This window comes from Algoriphagus resistens (assembly GCF_001442615.1).
Taxonomy (GTDB): domain Bacteria; phylum Bacteroidota; class Bacteroidia; order Cytophagales; family Cyclobacteriaceae; genus Algoriphagus; species Algoriphagus resistens.
On sequence record NZ_LMXN01000002.1, the window covers coordinates 602,849 to 620,964 of the forward strand.

Below are 18,116 nucleotides of genomic sequence, written 5' to 3' on the forward strand. Positions count from 1 at the left end.
AAAGAGACCCCAAGGGACAATTTTTTTCTTAACATTGCAGGCTTAACTACTTAGAAAATGCAGGCACCCAAAGCCAAAAAGATAGCTCAGCTTTTAGAAGCACACGGTCATCAGCGTACAGACAATTACTACTGGATGCGCAGCAGGGAAAACCCGGAGGTCATAGAATACTTAAATGCTGAAAACGAGTACTTAAAATCAAGCTTAAAATCCACCGAAGAATTTCAGGAGAAATTATTTCAGGAAATGAAAGAGCGAATCAAGGAAGACGATGAAAGTGTTCCTTACCTGAAATCAGGCTATTTCTGGTATATCAAATACGAAACCGGCGGAGAATATCCCTTATATTGCCGTAAAAAAGGCAGTCTGGATGCTGTCGAGGAAATCTTTCTTGATGTCAACTTGCTGGCCAAAGACAAGGTTTATTACCAGGTAGGTGGCACTGCAGCCACTCAGGATCTGAGCATACTTGCATTTGCAACAGATGAGATAGGGAGAAGGATTTATGACATTCGCTTCAAGGATCTGGAAACCGGTGAAATTCTGCCAGACCAGATCCCCAATATTACCGGGAATTTCGCGTGGGCAGCAGATAACCAAACGCTCTTTTACTCCAAGCAAGACGCCGAGACCCTTCGCTCCTATCAGATATATTCGCACAGACTTGGCACCGCCACATCGGACGACGTACTTATTTATGAGGAAAAGGATGAAGAATTTTCCTGCGTTGTACATAAAACAAAATCCGAAAAATATATCCTCATCCATTCAGAAAGTACCATTTCTTCAGAAATGAGATTTCTGGATGCTGCCGATCCCCATGGAGAATTCAGGCTTCTTCAACCCAGGGTTCCATTCCTGGAATATGCAGCTGATCATTATCAGGATCACTTTTGGATCAGAACCAACCATGAGGCCCAGAACTTCAAGTTAGTAAAAGCCCCAATCGCTGATCCTACCCTGGAAAACTGGGAAGATGTGATTCCGCATAGTGCTTCAGTTTTACTGGAGGACTTTGATATTTTCTCTGATTTTCTGGTCGTTCAGGAAAGATCAAACGGACTTTGTAAAATCAATATCAAACCATGGGATGGAACTCCCGGACACGTTCTGGAATTTGACGATGAAACCTATACTGCCTGGATCAGCACCAATCCCGAATTCAATACACCGGTTCTTCGATATGGCTACAATTCCCTTGTAACCCCTGCGAGTACCTATGATTACCATATGGTGACAAAAGAGAAGACGTTGCTTAAACAGCAAGAAATCGTGGGCGGTTATGATGCTTCAACCTATACTTCTGCCAGAATCTGGGCAAAAGCTACCGACGGTGTCATGGTGCCTATTTCCCTGGTTTACAAACTGGACAAATTCTCTCCTGATGGTTCCAATCCCCTCCTGCTCTATTCCTATGGATCGTACGGCTATAGTATGGACGCTTATTTTTCCAGTAGCCGTTTGAGCTTATTGGATAGAGGATTCGTATTTGCTATAGCACATATCCGTGGCGGAGAAGACTTGGGTCGTAGTTGGTATGAGAACGGCAAAATGCTAAAAAAACGAAATACCTTCACCGATTACATTTCCTGTGCGGAGCATTTGATTGCAGAGAAATACACTTCGCCTGCGCATCTCTATGCTATGGGCGGAAGTGCAGGAGGATTGCTGATGGGTGCTGTAATGAATATGCGTCCGGAGCTATTCAATGGCCTAATTGCCGCGGTTCCCTTTGTAGATGTGGTCACGACTATGCTGGACGAGAGTATTCCATTGACTACAGGTGAATTTCAGGAATGGGGCAATCCCAAGGACAGGGAATATTATGAATACATGCTCTCCTACTCACCTTATGATAATGTGGAAGCTAAGGATTATCCTAATCTTCTGATCACCTCAGGGCTTCATGATAGCCAGGTACAATATTGGGAGCCTACCAAATGGGTAGCTAAACTACGTGAAATGAAAACCGACTCCAATTTACTTTTTCTTCATACCAATATGGATGCCGGACATGGAGGAGCTTCCGGAAGGTTCAATTCCCTAAAAGAACTGGCCTTGGAATACACTTTCCTGCTTTATTTGGAAAAGTTGATTTAAGCCGGCCAATTACTTGCCTTTAAATACCATGAATCGGCCAATCACGGAAAGAATTTTTCCTAACTTTGGCATGAACCTATTATACTGAAACTCGATGAAAATTGCTCTTATAGCCCATGATGGTAAAAAAGCCGACATGGTTCATTTTTTAAGTGGATTCCGGGAGAGACTGCATCAGGCAGATGTGGACTTAGTGGCTACCGGCACCACAGGTTCCCATATTGAAAAAGCTGGATTTGAAGTTCAAAAATTACTATCCGGCCCCTTCGGAGGTGATGCGCAGATTGCAGCGATGGCTGCTCAGAAAGAACTTGCGATGGTTGTCTTCTTCAGGGATCCACTTGACAAACATCCGCACGAGCCGGATGTGCAAATGCTTATGCGGATTTGTGACGTCCACAATATTCCTTTGGCAACGAATCCGGCTTCGGCCGAACTTATGTTTAAAGCCTTCACTCAAACCTAAAAAATGGAACTTAAAACCATTAAGAAAATTGGCGTTCTTACCTCTGGTGGTGACTCACCGGGAATGAATGCAGCTATCCGCGCCGTTGTAAGGGCAGGATTGTATTATGACATAGAAATGTATGGCATCTACCGCGGCTACGAGGGAATGATCCAAAATGATATAAAAAAACTGGAATCCAGGCACATCACACATGTTTTAGAGCGTGGTGGCACCTTCTTGAAGTCAGCCAGAAGTGCAGAATTCCGCACAGCTGAAGGACGTCAAATCGCTTATGACAATCTAAAATCCCATGGTATAGATGCTCTTGTGGTGATCGGCGGAGATGGTTCTTTGACCGGAGCACACTTATTCTACAAAGAATTTGGTGTACCGGCGATCGGACTTCCCGGCACAATTGACAATGATCTTTCGGGTACGGATTCTACCATCGGTTTTGATACGGCATGTAACACTGCTATCGAGGCAATTGACAAAATCCGTGACACTGCCACTTCCCATGATAGACTTTTCTTCGTGGAAGTAATGGGAAGAGATGCTGGATTCATTGCGATCAATGCAGGCATTGGAAGTGCGGCGGCAGCTATTCTGATTCCTGAGAAAAAAATGCCTATCGAACACTTGGTGGACAAGTTACGGATCAGGACCAAAGCCAAAAAAGCATCTAATATTGTGATAGTGGCAGAAGGGGGCAAAAGCGGTGGAGCTACAGAAATTGCTGCATTGGTAAAAAAGCACCTTCCATACTACGATATCAAAGTGACCATTCTGGGGCATTTGCAGCGCGGTGGTTCACCGAGTTCTTATGACCGGCTCCTGGCTTCCAAACTGGGTGTGGCAGCCGTAGAAGGATTGCTTCAGGGCAAATACGATGTTATGGCAGGTTTGATCAACAACAAAGTAGTCTATACCCCTATCAAAAAAGCCATCGTTGATGATAAGTCGGTAGATGAGGATGATTTCCGTGTAGCTAAGATCCTATCTACCTAATTTAATCCCGCAGATTAGAAAAATAAAAGTCCAAGCTGATTAACTTGGACTTTTTGCATTATTTTGGATTTTTACCCGGATCTAATTTTACATCCCCCATGAAGAACTATTTTCTAATCACGTTATTTATATTCCTTTCATACATCCTATCGGCACATACCCCAAAGACTTACTTCAATGCTGCCGGAGATAAGCACCTGGCAGGGGAATTTGAGCTGGAAGTTCTTAAATCTGATAGCACTTATCAGACATGGTATGTTGAGAATGAACGTTTATTCAAGCTTTCCGGAAAAAATACAGCTTGGAAAAATGCATTATCAACGACAGAAGTTGAAATATTCCTAGGGACTTGGTGCGGGGATAGTAAACGCTGGGTCCCGCAGTTTGTCAAACTGTGGAAGGAGCTCGGTCTTGAGGAAAACCAGTTAAAATTCACTGCACTTTACGATGGGGAGGAACACTATAAACAAGGACCTAACGGAGAGGAAAAAGGAAAGCTAATTCATCGGGTACCAACTTTCATTTTCAAAAAAGAAGGGAAAGAGTACTCAAGGATTGTCGAGTTTCCGGTCAATGATCTGGAGACAGATTTAGCCCAAATTGCATTGGGCTATGCCTCTGAACCCAATTACAGGGCTGCCACTTACCTTCTTGAATTAGTTGGGTCAGAACCCCTGGATTCGGTTTATAAAAATGTTCAGACTCACTTCAGCACTGTTTACAGGCTGGTAGGGAAAGAAAAAGAATTAAATACACTAGGCTATGTATTTAAATATTCCGGCCGGATGCCAGAGGCGCTACTGACATTTGAGATCAACTCAGCGATATTCCCTTACTCTCCAAATGTGCTGCACAGCTATGGTGAAGCCCTTATGGCCAATAATCAGAATGATCGGGCCATTCAACTGTTTAAACGTGTTCTAGAACTGGAACCAGGTAATGAAACCGCGGTCAATCGACTGAAAGAATTGCAGGATGAAGCCGGGCAGGCCAAAATAGCCAACTAGATCTGGACATACCCGAGCAGTTTTTTAGAAATAACTCAGGGCACATCCTTCTCCGGCCCGGATTTAGATTGTTCAATTCCCTTAGCGTTAAAACTTACAAAATTTTAAAAGCCATGGGTGCCCACTGGTTTGGTCACTTTGGCAAGAACCAAAAAAGCCACCTGATAGGTGACTTTTTGGATCTTAAGATAAGGGTGATCGATTAATTTCTATTCACGGCATTTAGCATGTCAAAAGCAAGCTCAAGGCGTTTTACGAAATTCTCTTCCCCCTTACGAAGCCAGTTTCTTGGATCGTAGTATTTCTTATTAGGGCTATCAGCACCCTCAGGATTACCCAGCTGGGTCTGGAGGTAAGCCTCGTTCTTTTTATAGTTATTTAAGATACCCTCCCAGAATGCCCATTGCATGTCTGTATCGATATTCATTTTGATAGAACCATAGCTATTAGCTTCTCTGATCTCCTCTACTGTAGATCCTGATCCCCCATGGAATACAAAGTTCAACGGCTTACCGGTCAACCCATGCTTTTCTTTGATGAAATCCTGGGAATTTTTCAAGATGATCGGCTTCAGGCTAACATTACCTGGCTTATATACACCGTGAACGTTGCCAAAAGCAGCAGCAATAGTAAACAGGTCACCAATTTCTTTCAAATGCTCGTAGGCATAGGCTACTTCCTCAGGTTGGGTATAAAGCTTAGAAGAATCAATATCAGTATTGTCAACCCCGTCTTCTTCTCCACCTGTTACACCCAATTCGATTTCGATAGCCATTTCCAGCTTTTCGAATTCCTTGAAATAGCGACAGGAAATCTCTACGTTTTCTTCCAAAGGTTCTTCAGAAAGATCCAGCATATGGGAGCTATACAACGGTCTTTTGTGGGTGGCATAATATGCCTTACCGGCATCTAGAAGCCCGTCAATCCATGGCAATAACTTCTTAGCTGCATGGTCTGTGTGCAAAATAACCGGCACACCATACGCTTCAGCCATCAAATGCACATGGTGTGCACCTGAGATACCGCCGGCGATGCTTGCCTGCTGCTTATCGTTTGCCAGAGATTTTCCTGCAAAAAACTGTGCTCCGCCGTTAGAGAACTGAATGATCACAGGAGAGTTCAGCTTTTTGGCCGTCTCAAGCACTGCATTCACCGAATTGGTGTTGATCACATTCACCGCAGGCATTGCAAACTCGTTCTCTTTAGCGTAAGCATAAAGATCTCGAAGTTCTTCACCGTATTTTACTCCAGGTTTAAATTTCATGTGTTATTAGGTTTGTTTATTTCAAATTTTGTCTGCCGGGAAAGGCCCGTTTTTACATCGTAGGCCCCAAAGATATAAATCCCTTACTTATAATTACCCACATCTAATTCTAAAATATCCTTCTCAAAAGTATTTTTCCGTGCGCAATCGATTCCAAAACACCAGTTTTTAAAAAAAACAGAAATCGGGATTTTTTAAGGTACGTTAATCACGTGTAGCAGTCATGGATCCGAAAGAATTAATGCCAAAATGCATAAGCGAACAGGGAATCATTCTCCTGGAATTTCTACTATTTCCATCAAAAATCAATAGCTTGGAGACAAATCAAGGGTAACTATTGCTATACTTTTTACACTTCTAACGTATGAAATTAGGTCAAGCCACTATCAAGGATATCGCGCGCGAGTTGAACTTATCGGTTTCCACTATCTCCAGGGCACTGAAAGATTACCCTGGAATCAACAGAGAAACTAAACGAAAAGTAAAAGAAGTAGCTAATAAATTGAATTATCGGCCAAATGCTATTGCCCTGTCCCTTCGCAAAAGCAGGTCATTTACCATAGGGGTAATCATTCCCGAAGTAGTTCATTTTTTCTTCTCCACAGTAATTAGCGGAATAGAGGAAATCGCAAATTCAAGAGGATACAATGTTATTTTATCTCAATCCAATGAAAAATTAGACCGGGAAATATCAAGTTTGGAAACCATGCTTACCAACCAAATCGATGGGGTTTTGGTAAGTTATTCCAAGGAGACAAAGAGTTTTGATCACTTTACAAGGGTGATGGATCAGGGATTCCCTATCGTTTTCTTTGACCGCGCCCCGGCTATTCCCGATGCGGTAAATGTTATGGTGGATGATTACCAGGGTTCTTTTGATGCTACCGCACACCTGATCAGCCAAGGCTACAAAAACATCGTGCATCTAGCAGGCCCAAAAACACTTAAAATTAGTATTGACCGGGAAAACGGCTATAAAGATGCATTGGAGCAAAATGGATTTCCTGTCAATCCGGCACACATTATTTCATGTCCCCTGGGAACCCTGGAGGAAAGTCAGGAACTGGTCTCAGCGTTGTTGGCCTCTTTACCCCGGCGGCCTGATGCTTTTTTTTCATGCAATGACATAGGGGCCGTTGGGGCTATGATGGCCTGCCGGGATGCCGGACTGAGAATTCCTTTGGAAGTAGGGATCGTGGGTTTTTCAGACTGGCAGTTTTGCGCTATGTTGGAGCCGCAGCTATCGTCTGTGTCACAGCCCGGATTTATGATGGGAACAAGGGCCACAGAGATCCTACTTGATATTATTGAGAAAAAACTTGATCCTAAAATCATGGAACAATCCTTGGTTTTGGAAACTAAACTGATGGAAAGAGGTTCTTCAAAAAGATTTTAAGGGAAAAACTGCACTTTTTTTTAATGGATTCAACTATATGCAGGAACTCAAGGGATAATTCGGGTAACTATTTTGAGTGTGTTCAGATATGTTCAGAGGAGCAAAAATGAATGATCAACGCAGTGAAAGGAAATTATCCCTGTCACTATGAAACATTCAATATATACCTCCATGGTTTCATGACTGACAGTGCCATTCTGGATTTAAAAAATAGTAGCTTGAACCAGGAGAGTTTTGCATTTTTGGATAAATTGAGTGAGTTTGATCCGCTGGCGGATGTGAGCTATCCACATTTGTCCATTTCCAATTTAAAATACTTGGATATAGCTGTTCAATCCGGGGAAATGGAAATCTGTGGTTTAGTTTAGTCCTTCAAATAGCTTGCTGTTCTATAACTAACCCAAATGGCCCATTTAAAAAAGGACTTAGATTTCTGGCAGATCTGGAACATGAGCTTTGGCATGCTGGGAATTCAATTTGGATTTGCACTCCAGGGAGGGTTCATGTCCAGAATTTTTCAGACCCTAGGTGCTGACAAAGACGCCATTCCCATGCTTTGGATAGCTGCACCTTTGACAGGACTATTGATTCAGCCTATTGTAGGATACCTGAGTGACCGCACCTGGCATGCTAGGTTTGGCAGAAGAAAACCTTTCTTTTTTGTCGGGGCTTTGCTGAGCTCTATTGCACTGTTTTTCACACCCTATTCTTCTGCGTTATGGATGGCAGCAGGTGCCCTGTGGATTCTTGATGCTTCGATCAACATCAGTATGGAGCCTTTTCGTGCTTTGGTGGCCGACAAGCTTCCCAATTCTCAGCGCTCTTACGGCTTTATGGTGCAGACGCTGATTATAGGTACAGGCACTTGGATTGCTTCCAATCTGCCCTGGATGATGACTAAGCTTGGTATTCCGAATACAGCTCCGGCCGGCGTAGTCCCTGATTCGGTGAAGTATGCTTTTGGAATCGGGGGGCTGGTGCTTTTCCTTTCCATCTTGTTCACCATTCTAAAAACTGAAGAATATCCACCCGAAGACCTGGATGAATTTGAGCTTCAGAAAGAAAAAAGTAAAGGATTATTGAAAGGGGTTAAAGAAATAGTCAGAAGTGTATCGGATATGCCCGTAGTCATGAAGCAGCTCGGATTAGTCCAGTTTTTTTCCTGGTTTGCTTTCTTCACCATGTGGAGTTTTGCTACACCGGCGATCACCTCACATATCTTTGGGGCCACAGATACCAGTTCGGCCGCTTATAACAACGCTGCGGACAGCGTCGGTACCTACATGGGCACCTACGGGTTGATTTCTATGTTTACCGCCTTGGTGCTGTCCGTTATTACAAGTAAGTATAGAATCAACAGACAACTACTTCATCTGGTATGCTTAGTAGCCGGAGGAGCCGGATTTATCATGATTTATTTCATTATCGAGCCGTGGATGCTTCATATTTGTTTTGGGCTTGTCGGAATTGCTTGGGCAAGTATCCTATCGATGCCTTACGCGATGCTGTCCTCCTCAGTGGATCCCAGAAAAATGGGGATTTACATGGGTATTTTTAATATGTTCATCGTTATTCCGCAGATCGTAGCTGCGCTGGGAGGAATCAATTTCCTTTACAAATTACTCTTTGGGGAGGCTGTAATAAATACCATGCTATTGGCTGGGATGTTTCTGGTTTTAGCAGGTCTGAGCAACCTTCTGATTACAGACAGGCGGGCATCCCATGATTGAGCCCGGAAATGATTTCTTTGAGTGGAGCTTCAATATAATTTTTGCCCCTTACCTTTACAGTCAGTAAAATCCAGACCTATGAAATCGACACGATTAAAATCATCATTAAAACACACAGGGCAATGATTATTTTAATCGTCAAAGATTCCATCTGACCATTTAAAACAATAATAAACAGATGAAATCGAGCATGACGAAAACGTCACACACTGGGATGATTATAATGCATGCGAGATTCCATATGGCCTTTAAAAGACAAATTATAAACAGATGAAAACCCTTCGCATCACCGGAGTTCCTGAGCATTTTAATTTCCCCTGGATAAAAGTCGTAAAAGCACAACCCTTCGAAAAAGATGGGGTTTCCCTTCAGTGGAGCGATGAATCCAGAGGTTCCGGCCAAATGAACAAAGATTTGAGAGAGGATAAAACTGATATCGCTATTGTACTTACTGAAAGCTTTCTCAAAGATTTCGAAGCAGGGAATCCATCTAAAATGATAGGATTCCACGTAAAATCCCCTCTCATCTGGGGGATCCATATCTCTGGAACTTCTCCAGTAAACTCATTGCAGGAAATAACATCCCCTTCCTTCTTAATCAGTAGGCCAGGATCCGGATCACAGCTTATGAGTTACGTACTTGCCAAGCGGGAAGGCTGGGATTCTACTGGACTGGATTTTAAAACAGTAAGCAACTTACCGGGTGCTTTGGAGGTAATGACCCCGGAAAAGCCAGAGATGTTTCTTTGGGAAAAATACACTACCAAACCTTGGGTTGATTCTAACCAAATGAAGCGTATCGGCGAGGTGCCTAGCCCTTGGCCTTGTTTTGCCATTATTGCTACCGACAAGGCATTGGACAGGTTTGGAGAGCTGATCTTTCAGCTAAGGGACATGGTCTATCAGTCTTCCGAAGACCTTCAATCAAGCGATTCTGTGATTGATGAAATCTCAAAGCACTATGGGTTGGATAGAAATGATGTAAGCGAATGGTTTATGCAGACAACCTGGGCTGTTGATGGGACTATTTCACGAACCCAGCTGATCAAGTCCATGACTATTATGAAAGAACTTGGGATTATTACAGAAGAAATTCCCTTGGAAGATTTCCTGGCTTATCAACAGTTATCAATTACTGACTAGGACTTTACTAAAGGGAAGCGTTATACAAACTCTTGTACCTTCCCCAACTTTACTTTTAATGTATAAGTCTCCTCCGTTCATTCTGGTAAATTCCTTGCATATCTGGAGTCCCAATCCCGACCCTTTCTCATTTTTTGTACCCGGAGTAGAGTTGGTAATGACATACTCCTGAGAAAGGAGCTCATTGATCCTTCCTTCTTCCATACCGACTCCATTGTCTTTTACACACCAGACCAGCAATCCATTATCTATTTCAATTGAAAGCTGGATCACACCGCCCGGTTTGGAGAATTTTACTGCATTATTTAGAATATTTCTGATCACCACCTCTAGCAGATCACGGTCAGCATACACCTCAAAATCAGTAAAAAAGGGGGAATAATCTATTTCCAGAGACTTCTCTTTTAATTGCGGGGTAATCAGATTTATTGTAGTGCTTACCAGCTCTGAAAGGTTAAAGTTCACTTTGTGGAGTTTGAATCCCTCCATCTGGGCCATAGACCATTTCAAGGTATTGTTCAGTGTAAAAAATACTGAATCCACATCCTTCTTTAAATTCTGAATCAGTTCATCAAATTCCTCCTGATCCAGATTCCCGGAAACCAGTAAATCAACAATTGACTTCACCTGCCCTATGGGGCCCCTAAGATCATGACCGATAATAGAAAAGAGCTTATTCTTGGTTTGATTGATTTCTTGGAGCTGTTTTGATTTGGCTTTCAATTCCCTGTTTTGTATATGGATTTTCTGCTTTTGCCCTAGCAACCCAACATTGAATCTCTTGATATGACGGTTTAGGTAAAACAACCAAATCACCAAAACCAAAATAAAGAAAGAGCCAATTCCAACCAAGGTCATAATCCTTCTGTTCATCGCCAGTCTAGTTGACTGGTGCTCATTTTGTGCCACCAGTAAATCTAACTCTGATTGTTCCAAATCATCCTGAAACATCCCTTGCATCAAGGCAAGTCTGTCTCTACTGGACTTATCCGTCAAAGAGTCATTCAACTCCACAAAAAAGGACTGATGTTCGAAGGCTCTGCGGTAGTCACCAACCTGACCATAATACTCGCCGAGGTATTTATGGCTTTTTGAAAGTTCATCAAGAAAATTATTCTCACTTGACAACTTTACACCTTCTAGTAAAATTTTCTTTGCTTCTTCTGGCTTTCCATTTAAAAGATAAGTTCTGCCGAGCCTATGTAAAACACTCGCTTTAAATGCTTTAAGACCTTGCTCTTCTCCATTCTCCAGCGCTTTTTTATAGACGTTCTCGGCCGAATCAAGTTGGTTTCTTCTTAAATAAATATCACCGATGACACGGTTGGAAAAAAATAGCATATAAGCTGATCCGGCACTGCCATTTAGTGAAATAGCCTTAGCTGTATAATGCATAGCAGAGTCTAACTCATCCAAATGCAGGTAACTGAACGCAACATTATTCAGACTCCTTATTCTGGTGTAGAGATCACCTGCTCTATTGCTAATCTGATAGGCTTTTTGAAACTGTGCAATGGCGAAAGGGTAATTTTTCTGTTCATAATATAGAGCACCAATACTATTCAAAACCCTGGCCGCCTGCTCTAAATTATCAGCTTCCATAGAAAGCTGGTAAGCTGCTTTAGCGTAATCAAAGGTCTTTTGCCATTGTCCTTTACGATAATAAATCCAGCCAATATTTTCTTTGGCTATTGCCTCTGCTGATTTATCATCTAGGGATTGTGCCAACCTCTCAGCCTCCACAGCAAAATCCAAAGCCAGTTTTTGCTCGACCTCACGCAACTGGGTTGATAACTCATTTAATATAGTAAGCCTGTCCTCTCCCTTTGCCAGAGGCAAAAGATTTTTGAGGCTGTCTATATTCAGTACCTGGGCAAATGCACCCATTGGAGTACCCACGGTAAAAAGTAGAAAAATGTAAAATTTCAGATTCAATAGACAATAATATTATAAGAATGGTAAAAATAACTAAATACATCAAATTACAATGGGTAAAACACCTGATTATCTACTATTTAAGTTGTTCCCAGTCCCATTCCTTGTTCATCTGGCTGATGGCATGGTGCGCCGTCAGATCATATTGGCATGGGACTATTGAAACATAATTGTTTGCAATTGCCCATTCATCATTATCCTCTCCTTTATCAAAGTTCACAAAATTACCTGCCAGCCAGAAATATCTTCTCCCATTTGGGTCCCTTCGCTCATCAAACTCTTCCTGCCATTTGGCTTCAGCCTGGCGGCACACTTTAATGCCTTTGATCCCCTCATTCTGCTTCGGCGGGAAATTCACATTCAATGCTATCCCCTTGGGCATTCCCTTTTCAAGCACCTGTCTTGTGATTTTCTCCACCCACTCTTCCACATGGGAAAATTCAGCCTTCGAAGAAAAATCACATAAACTAAAACCTATGGAGGGATAGCCTTCCATTGCACCTTCTATAGCAGCAGACATAGTTCCTGAATAGAGGACCGAAATCGATGTGTTGGATCCGTGGTTAATCCCACTCACAATCAAATCCGGGCCTCTATCCTTCATCACATAATGCTTAGCCAACTTCACACAGTCTGCGGGAGTACCGCTTGACTTATAAGCCTTTACATCTTTGAAAATATATTCTTCTTCAAGTCTCAGGGTTTCTCCAATAGTAATGGCATGCCCCATTCCCGACTGAGGGCTATCCGGGGCCACTACCACCACATCTCCGAGTTTCTTCATCACAGATACGAGTATTTGTATCCCTACGGATGTGATCCCGTCATCATTTGAGACGAGAATTAATGGTTTGGACATTTAGTTTTGATTCAGTTCGTTATAGTAAGCAGTTATGCGTAAAAGATCCCCTCTTTTATCATAATCCAAGCGGTTTTTCCGCATAAAAAGTGAAATCTGGTCGTCATGACCGGGAAGCATCTCGAAAAGGTCTTTTTTCTTCATGCTATATTGTTCAATCTTGCCATTTTTCAGAAAGTAATACTTAAATGCAAGCCTATAGCCCATCATAGACTGGGGACCATAAAAGGGATTCATGCCATATCCACCCATCATACCGTATCCACCCATGCCTCTTGAGTCGGTAGCTACATATTCACGGCATAGTAAGGCTACGTCATCACCTTCTGTCAATACTTCAAAAAAAATCGGCGTCTCATAATCACTGTTTAAAGAATAAGGAAGACTGAAAAACTTGCGGATACCTCCATATGTTTCATCATACAATTCAAAGTAAGTGACGTTAATGGCAGTGAAGGTGTCAACCGTTTGATTCTGAAGCTGTACCACATTGTTCTCAAGATCGTACTTAATCTGCCCTCCATACACCTGGCCATCAGTGGTATAGATATTCCCTTTATGCCAAACCTGGGAAGGGAATTGATTCTGCGCAAATGAATTGGTCATTCCCAAAAGCAATAAGCTTAATGAGAATAATGCATTTTTCATGGTTGTCATCATGGTTTTATTTACGCAATAATGCGTCTCAGGTTGAAACACATCATCGAATAATTGACAAATAACAAGATAAGAACAGTGTTTTACTTCAAAATATTGTGTCCCATCTTGTCCCGCTTAGTCTGGAGATACTTTTCATTATGCACGTTTGGAGCGATCTCAATAGGAACTTGCTCTACTATTTCCAGCCCATAGCCTAGCAGGCCCACACGCTTCTGGGGATTATTTGAAATTAAACGTAGTTTTCTTACATCCAAATCCCTTAAGATCTGGGCCCCGACACCATAATCCCTACTGTCTGAAGGAAGTCCCAGTGCAAGATTTGCCTGAACAGTATCCATCCCTTCTTCCTGCAACTTATATGCCTTCAACTTGTTGATAAGTCCTATTCCTCTTCCTTCCTGGTTCATATAAAGAATCACTCCCTTCCCTTCTTTTTGAACCATCTGCATGGCCCCATGAAGCTGAGGGCCACAGTCGCACCTGCACGAACCAAAGATATCCCCGGTCATACATGAGGAGTGAACCCGAACCAAAACAGGCTCATCTTTCTCCCATTTTCCTTTGATCAGTGCCAGATGAAGCTCCTGGGTATTGGTCTGCCGAAAGGCTATCAGTTCAAAATCGCCAAAATCGGTAGGCAAATCCACTCCGATTTCTCGCTGGATCAGTGACTCATGTTTAAGCCTGTAAGCGATCAAATCCTTGATGGAGATCAACTTCAGATTGAACTTCTTGGCAACGTCCACCAGGTCCGGCAGCCGCGCCATAGTCCCATCTGCATTCATTATTTCCACCAACACGCCCGCAGCGGAATATCCTGCCAGCCGGGCCAGATCAATCGCTGCTTCAGTATGACCTGCCCTTCTGAGTACTCCACCTCTTTTGGCCTTGAGTGGGAAGATATGACCTGGCTTGCCGAGTTCACTTGGATCTATAGAGTCATCCACCAGTGCTTTAATGGTCTTGGCCCGGTCTGAGGCTGAAATACCTGTAGTACAGCCATGCCCGATCAAGTCCACCGAAACTGTAAAAGGAGTTTCGAACGCAGCGGTATTATTGCCTACCATCAGGTCTAAACCCAGCTTCTCGCAACGGTCTTCAATCAAAGGGGCGCAAATTAACCCACGTCCATGGGTAGCCATAAAATTGATGATCTCAGGAGTCACTGTCTCGGCAGCACAGATGAAATCGCCTTCATTTTCTCTATCCTCATCATCTACGACGATGATTACCTCTCCATTTTTGATAGCTTCTATAGCTTCTTCTATTGGATCCAGAATATATTTTTCCACGAAGTTTGTGTTTGAATTAGTAGTTAGAAAGGCAAATTTACACCCTTTCAGATCTTAAACAGGTTGTAGCCAAATAAAGTTTGGCTTTATCCTATCACTATCCCCAGCTCCCTGTCAATCTCAAGCTGCACTTTTTTAAGCTCGAAGTAAATTACCTGGAACTCATGCACTTTGTCATCGTCCAGATGATCGGATTCTGCATTCTTTATTTTTTCCTTGGCCTCCTCCATAAGCTTCTGCACCATTTTACGCTTCAGCCGTAGGATGGATTTAAAACCTGTCAGGGTAAGATCATCTGATTCTGTGTTGATAATAATCTGATGTGTATCTGCCCAGTGATGGGACACTTCATGCCTCGCAGTGATTAGGTCTATCACTTCTTTTTGCACTTCCTGGTCCCCTAGCCTTATAAAATACTCAGAAGTAGGGATTTCTCCCTGAAGCAAATTGGAGCGGTAAAGCGCTAGAATTTTAGTATATATAGGAGTGGTGAATTCCAGTTCTTCTGTCTCCGAGAGCAGATATTGGCACAGATGCGTCTCTTCGTCAACTAATTTCTGCCATCCATAATTAACCAGGATCCTGACCATTTCACGTTCCTGGATTCTGAGGATTTCCGAGAAAGAAGTGGCAGTCTCATCAGGAACCAATTCATCCATTGCTTGCTCAGCAAAGAGATCTTCCTTCTGCGTGTTGAAATTCTCCTTCTGCCCTTTCAGGATCAATTTATTCAGCTCAGCATGGATGATATCCTCTTCTATACCCAGAAGTCCGGAAGCTTCCTTGGCATATACAGAGCGAATAATCGGGTCAGGGATTTTGCCTATACTCTGAACTACCTCACGGATTACTTCAGCTTTTCGGATCGGGTTTTTACTAAACTCCTCTTTGTATAAGCTGATCTTAAAACCGATAAAATCGCCGCCGTTATTTTCCAGGTAATCCTGAAATGCCTGTGAACCTACTTTTCTGGAATAGCTGTCAGGGTCTTCCCCATCCGGAAAAACCACCGCTTTGACATTCAGTCCACCCTCGAGCAAAAGGTCAATACCACGTAGAGAAGCTTTGATACCTGCAGCATCCCCATCGTAAAGCACCGTGACCTGATCAGTAAATCGTTTGATGAGTTTGATCTGTCCATCCGTCAGGGAGGTCCCGGAAGAGGCAACCACATTTTCTATTCCTGATAGATGCAGGCTCACCACATCGGTATAGCCTTCTACGAGGTAGCAATTATCCTTCTCCCTAATTGCTTTTTTTGCCTGAAACATGCCGTAGAGCACATCACTTTTATGATAGACAGGCGTTTCAGGAGAATTGATATATTTGGGCTGGTTTTTATCCCTGGTGAGGATGCGTGCCCCAAAACCAAGCGGCTTACCGCCGACGTTATGAATGGTGAAAACCACCCGGTTTCTGAACCGGTCATATACCCGTGAGGCATCACCTTCCTTCTGTAGGACCAGCCCTGCTTTCAGGAGAGTCTCTTCACTGAATCCTGCTGACTTTGCAGCTTTCAGCAGATTGTCCCATCCATCCAATGCGTAGCCTAAGTCAAACTTTTCAATTATTGCAGGGGTAAATCCACGTTCCCTGAAGTAGCTCAGGCCGATTGATTTGCCTTCATCAGTTTTAAGGTTCTTCACAAAAAAATCCCGGGCAAATCCCAAGGCGATCAATAAACTTTCCCGCTCATTTTGGGCTTCATTCTGCTCTGGTGTACGGGTTTCGTCCTCTTCTACCTCAATACCATACCTACCTGCTATATGCTTGATGGCTTCCTGAAAACCAATCCCTTCTATGTCCATCACAAACTGGATCGGATCACCGGCCTTGCCGCAGCCAAAGCATTTGTAAATTTGCTTTGCGGGTGATATTGAAAATGAAGGGGTTTTCTCTCCATGAAATGGACAATTGGCCCAGAGATTTTGGCCCTTCTTTTTCATGGGTAAATAATCGCCGATCACCTCTTCGATGTCCATGCGTTCTTTGACCTTGTCCGTAGTAAGTTTGCTGATGCCCATAGGAAAATGAATAGGACAAAGTTAATTGCTCAAGCCAAAAAATGAGAACTTTCTATAGATTCTGCCAGTTCACAAGTACAATACATTTCAATCTGCACTTTATTTAGAAGTCATTAAGCCCTAAATTGCGCAAAATTACAACATTTACCTCATGCAGTTAACTAAGGATAATATCCTGAAAACGCTTTCCCGGGTACAGGATCCTGATTTAAAAAAGGATCTGGTGACTTTGGGGATGATACAAAACATTGAAATCAACGGCCACAAAGTCAGCTTCAAAGTAGTTTTAACCACTCCTGCGTGTCCCCTTAAAGAGGTAATTAAAAATAATTGCCTGGAAGTACTGGAAGAGGACTTCGGAATGGACCCGGAATGGGATTTATTCATGACCTCCCAGGTCACTACCATTAGAGATGCAGCGCCGGTTTTACCAAAAGTGAAAAATATCATCGCTATTGCTTCAGGCAAAGGCGGTGTAGGTAAATCTACCACGGCGGTAAACCTGGCCGTTTCATTGGCAAAATCAGGGGCAAAAGTCGGACTGATAGACGCCGATATATCCGGCCCATCGATTCCCACCATGTTCAATGTGGAAGCAGAACAGCCTACCGTAAAAAAAGTCGGCGAAAAAAATGTGATCATCCCGATAGAACAATACGGAGTGAAGCTGATGTCCATTGGTTTTCTCACTCCGGTTGACAGTGCTGTCGTGTGGAGAGGCCCCATGGCAAGTTCAGCATTGAAGCAATTTATTTCCGATGTAGAATGGGGAGAACTGGATTACTTATTGATTGATTTGCCTCCAGGAACTTCTGATATCCACCTTACTATGGTGCAGACAGTACCTGTGACAGGCGCAGTGATCGTGACTACCCCGCAGAAAGTCGCTTTGGCAGATGCCAATAAGGGCTTATCGATGTTCAGACAGCCACAAATTAACGTACCTGTCTTAGGTGTTATTGAAAATATGGCTTATTTTACACCGGAGGAATTACCTGACAACAAGTATTACCTGTTTGGCAATGGGGGCGGGAAAAGACTGGCTGAAAAATATGATGTACCTTTTTTGGGCGAGATCCCAATCGTACAAAGTATCCGTGAAAGTGGAGACTCAGGATACCCTGCTGTTTTGAAAAACGGGATCACCCAAGAATCTTACATGAATCTGGCCGAAGAAATAGCCAGGCAAATTGCCATAAGAAATGCCTCACAGAATAAAACAGAGGTAGTAGAAATTAAAGCTTAACATT

The 18,116-nt window shown here is 43.0% G+C and carries 15 protein-coding genes; 9 read left to right on the plus strand and 6 right to left on the minus strand.

Annotation, left to right across the window (positions count from 1 at the left end; translation table 11 throughout):
• Positions 1-57: 57 nt before the first annotated feature.
• The 4 genes from AS141_RS05800 to AS141_RS05815 all read left to right on the plus strand — a co-directional run bounded on the left by AS141_RS05800 (position 58) and on the right by AS141_RS05815 (position 4,563).
• Complete coding sequence (locus AS141_RS05800) at positions 58-2,100, plus strand: S9 family peptidase (RefSeq protein ID WP_057936672.1); 2,043 nt, start codon at positions 58-60, stop codon at positions 2,098-2,100.
• Positions 2,101-2,194: 94 nt separating this feature from the next.
• On the plus strand, positions 2,195-2,566 hold the full coding sequence (locus AS141_RS05805) for a methylglyoxal synthase (RefSeq protein WP_057936673.1): 372 nt from the start codon (positions 2,195-2,197) through the stop codon (positions 2,564-2,566).
• A 3-nt stretch (positions 2,567-2,569) separates the two neighbouring features.
• Entirely contained in the window at positions 2,570-3,556 is a 987-nt protein-coding gene (pfkA, locus tag AS141_RS05810; protein ID WP_057936674.1) for a 6-phosphofructokinase, read from the plus strand.
• 98 nt (positions 3,557-3,654) lie between these two features.
• Complete coding sequence (locus AS141_RS05815) at positions 3,655-4,563, plus strand: tetratricopeptide repeat protein (RefSeq protein WP_057936675.1); 909 nt, start codon at positions 3,655-3,657, stop codon at positions 4,561-4,563.
• 202 nt (positions 4,564-4,765) lie between these two features.
• On the opposite strand, the gene fbaA is transcribed toward AS141_RS05815, so the two are convergent.
• Positions 4,766-5,827, minus strand: coding sequence for a class II fructose-bisphosphate aldolase (gene fbaA, locus AS141_RS05820; RefSeq protein ID WP_057936676.1), 1,062 nt, complete (start codon positions 5,825-5,827; stop codon positions 4,766-4,768).
• Positions 5,828-6,191: 364 nt separating this feature from the next.
• Here fbaA and AS141_RS05825 point away from each other — a divergent pair, with 364 nt between their 5' ends.
• From AS141_RS05825 to AS141_RS05840, 4 genes are all read left to right on the plus strand, one after another.
• The gene (locus AS141_RS05825) at positions 6,192-7,223 is read left to right on the plus strand and encodes a LacI family DNA-binding transcriptional regulator (protein ID WP_057936677.1); all 1,032 of its coding nucleotides are present in this window, start codon (positions 6,192-6,194) and stop codon (positions 7,221-7,223) included.
• A 110-nt stretch (positions 7,224-7,333) separates the two neighbouring features.
• The gene (locus AS141_RS05830) at positions 7,334-7,591 is read left to right on the plus strand and encodes a hypothetical protein (protein WP_057936678.1); all 258 of its coding nucleotides are present in this window, start codon (positions 7,334-7,336) and stop codon (positions 7,589-7,591) included.
• Between the two features lie 36 nt (positions 7,592-7,627).
• Positions 7,628-8,953: an MFS transporter gene (locus AS141_RS05835; RefSeq protein WP_057936679.1), complete on the plus strand. Its 1,326-nt coding sequence runs from the start codon at positions 7,628-7,630 to the stop codon at positions 8,951-8,953.
• 270 nt (positions 8,954-9,223) lie between these two features.
• A complete protein-coding gene (locus AS141_RS05840; RefSeq protein ID WP_057936680.1) occupies positions 9,224-10,096 on the plus strand; it encodes a type 2 periplasmic-binding domain-containing protein in 873 nt (290 codons plus the stop codon).
• Here AS141_RS05840 and AS141_RS05845 read toward each other — a convergent pair.
• From AS141_RS05845 to dnaG, 5 genes are all read right to left on the minus strand, one after another.
• Positions 10,082-12,031 (minus strand): tetratricopeptide repeat-containing sensor histidine kinase, encoded by a 1,950-nt coding sequence (locus tag AS141_RS05845; protein ID WP_157243397.1) that lies wholly within the window; start codon positions 12,029-12,031, stop codon positions 10,082-10,084. The two genes, AS141_RS05840 and AS141_RS05845, sit on opposite strands and share 15 nt — an antisense overlap.
• Before the next feature lie 76 nt (positions 12,032-12,107).
• Positions 12,108-12,890, minus strand: a complete 783-nt coding sequence (gene surE, locus AS141_RS05850; protein ID WP_057936682.1) for a 5'/3'-nucleotidase SurE — start codon at positions 12,888-12,890, stop codon at positions 12,108-12,110.
• Positions 12,891-13,538: a hypothetical protein gene (locus AS141_RS05855; protein WP_057936777.1), complete on the minus strand. Its 648-nt coding sequence runs from the start codon at positions 13,536-13,538 to the stop codon at positions 12,891-12,893.
• A gap of 92 nt (positions 13,539-13,630) precedes the next feature.
• The gene (locus AS141_RS05860) at positions 13,631-14,842 is read right to left on the minus strand and encodes a bifunctional 3,4-dihydroxy-2-butanone-4-phosphate synthase/GTP cyclohydrolase II (RefSeq protein WP_057936683.1); all 1,212 of its coding nucleotides are present in this window, start codon (positions 14,840-14,842) and stop codon (positions 13,631-13,633) included.
• Positions 14,843-14,928: 86 nt separating this feature from the next.
• The gene (dnaG, locus tag AS141_RS05865) at positions 14,929-16,866 is read right to left on the minus strand and encodes a DNA primase (RefSeq protein WP_057936684.1); all 1,938 of its coding nucleotides are present in this window, start codon (positions 16,864-16,866) and stop codon (positions 14,929-14,931) included.
• Between the two features lie 151 nt (positions 16,867-17,017).
• On the opposite strand from dnaG, the gene AS141_RS05870 reads away from it, so the two are divergent.
• Positions 17,018-18,112 (plus strand): Mrp/NBP35 family ATP-binding protein, encoded by a 1,095-nt coding sequence (locus AS141_RS05870; RefSeq protein WP_057936685.1) that lies wholly within the window; start codon positions 17,018-17,020, stop codon positions 18,110-18,112.
• Positions 18,113-18,116 lie beyond the last annotated feature (4 nt).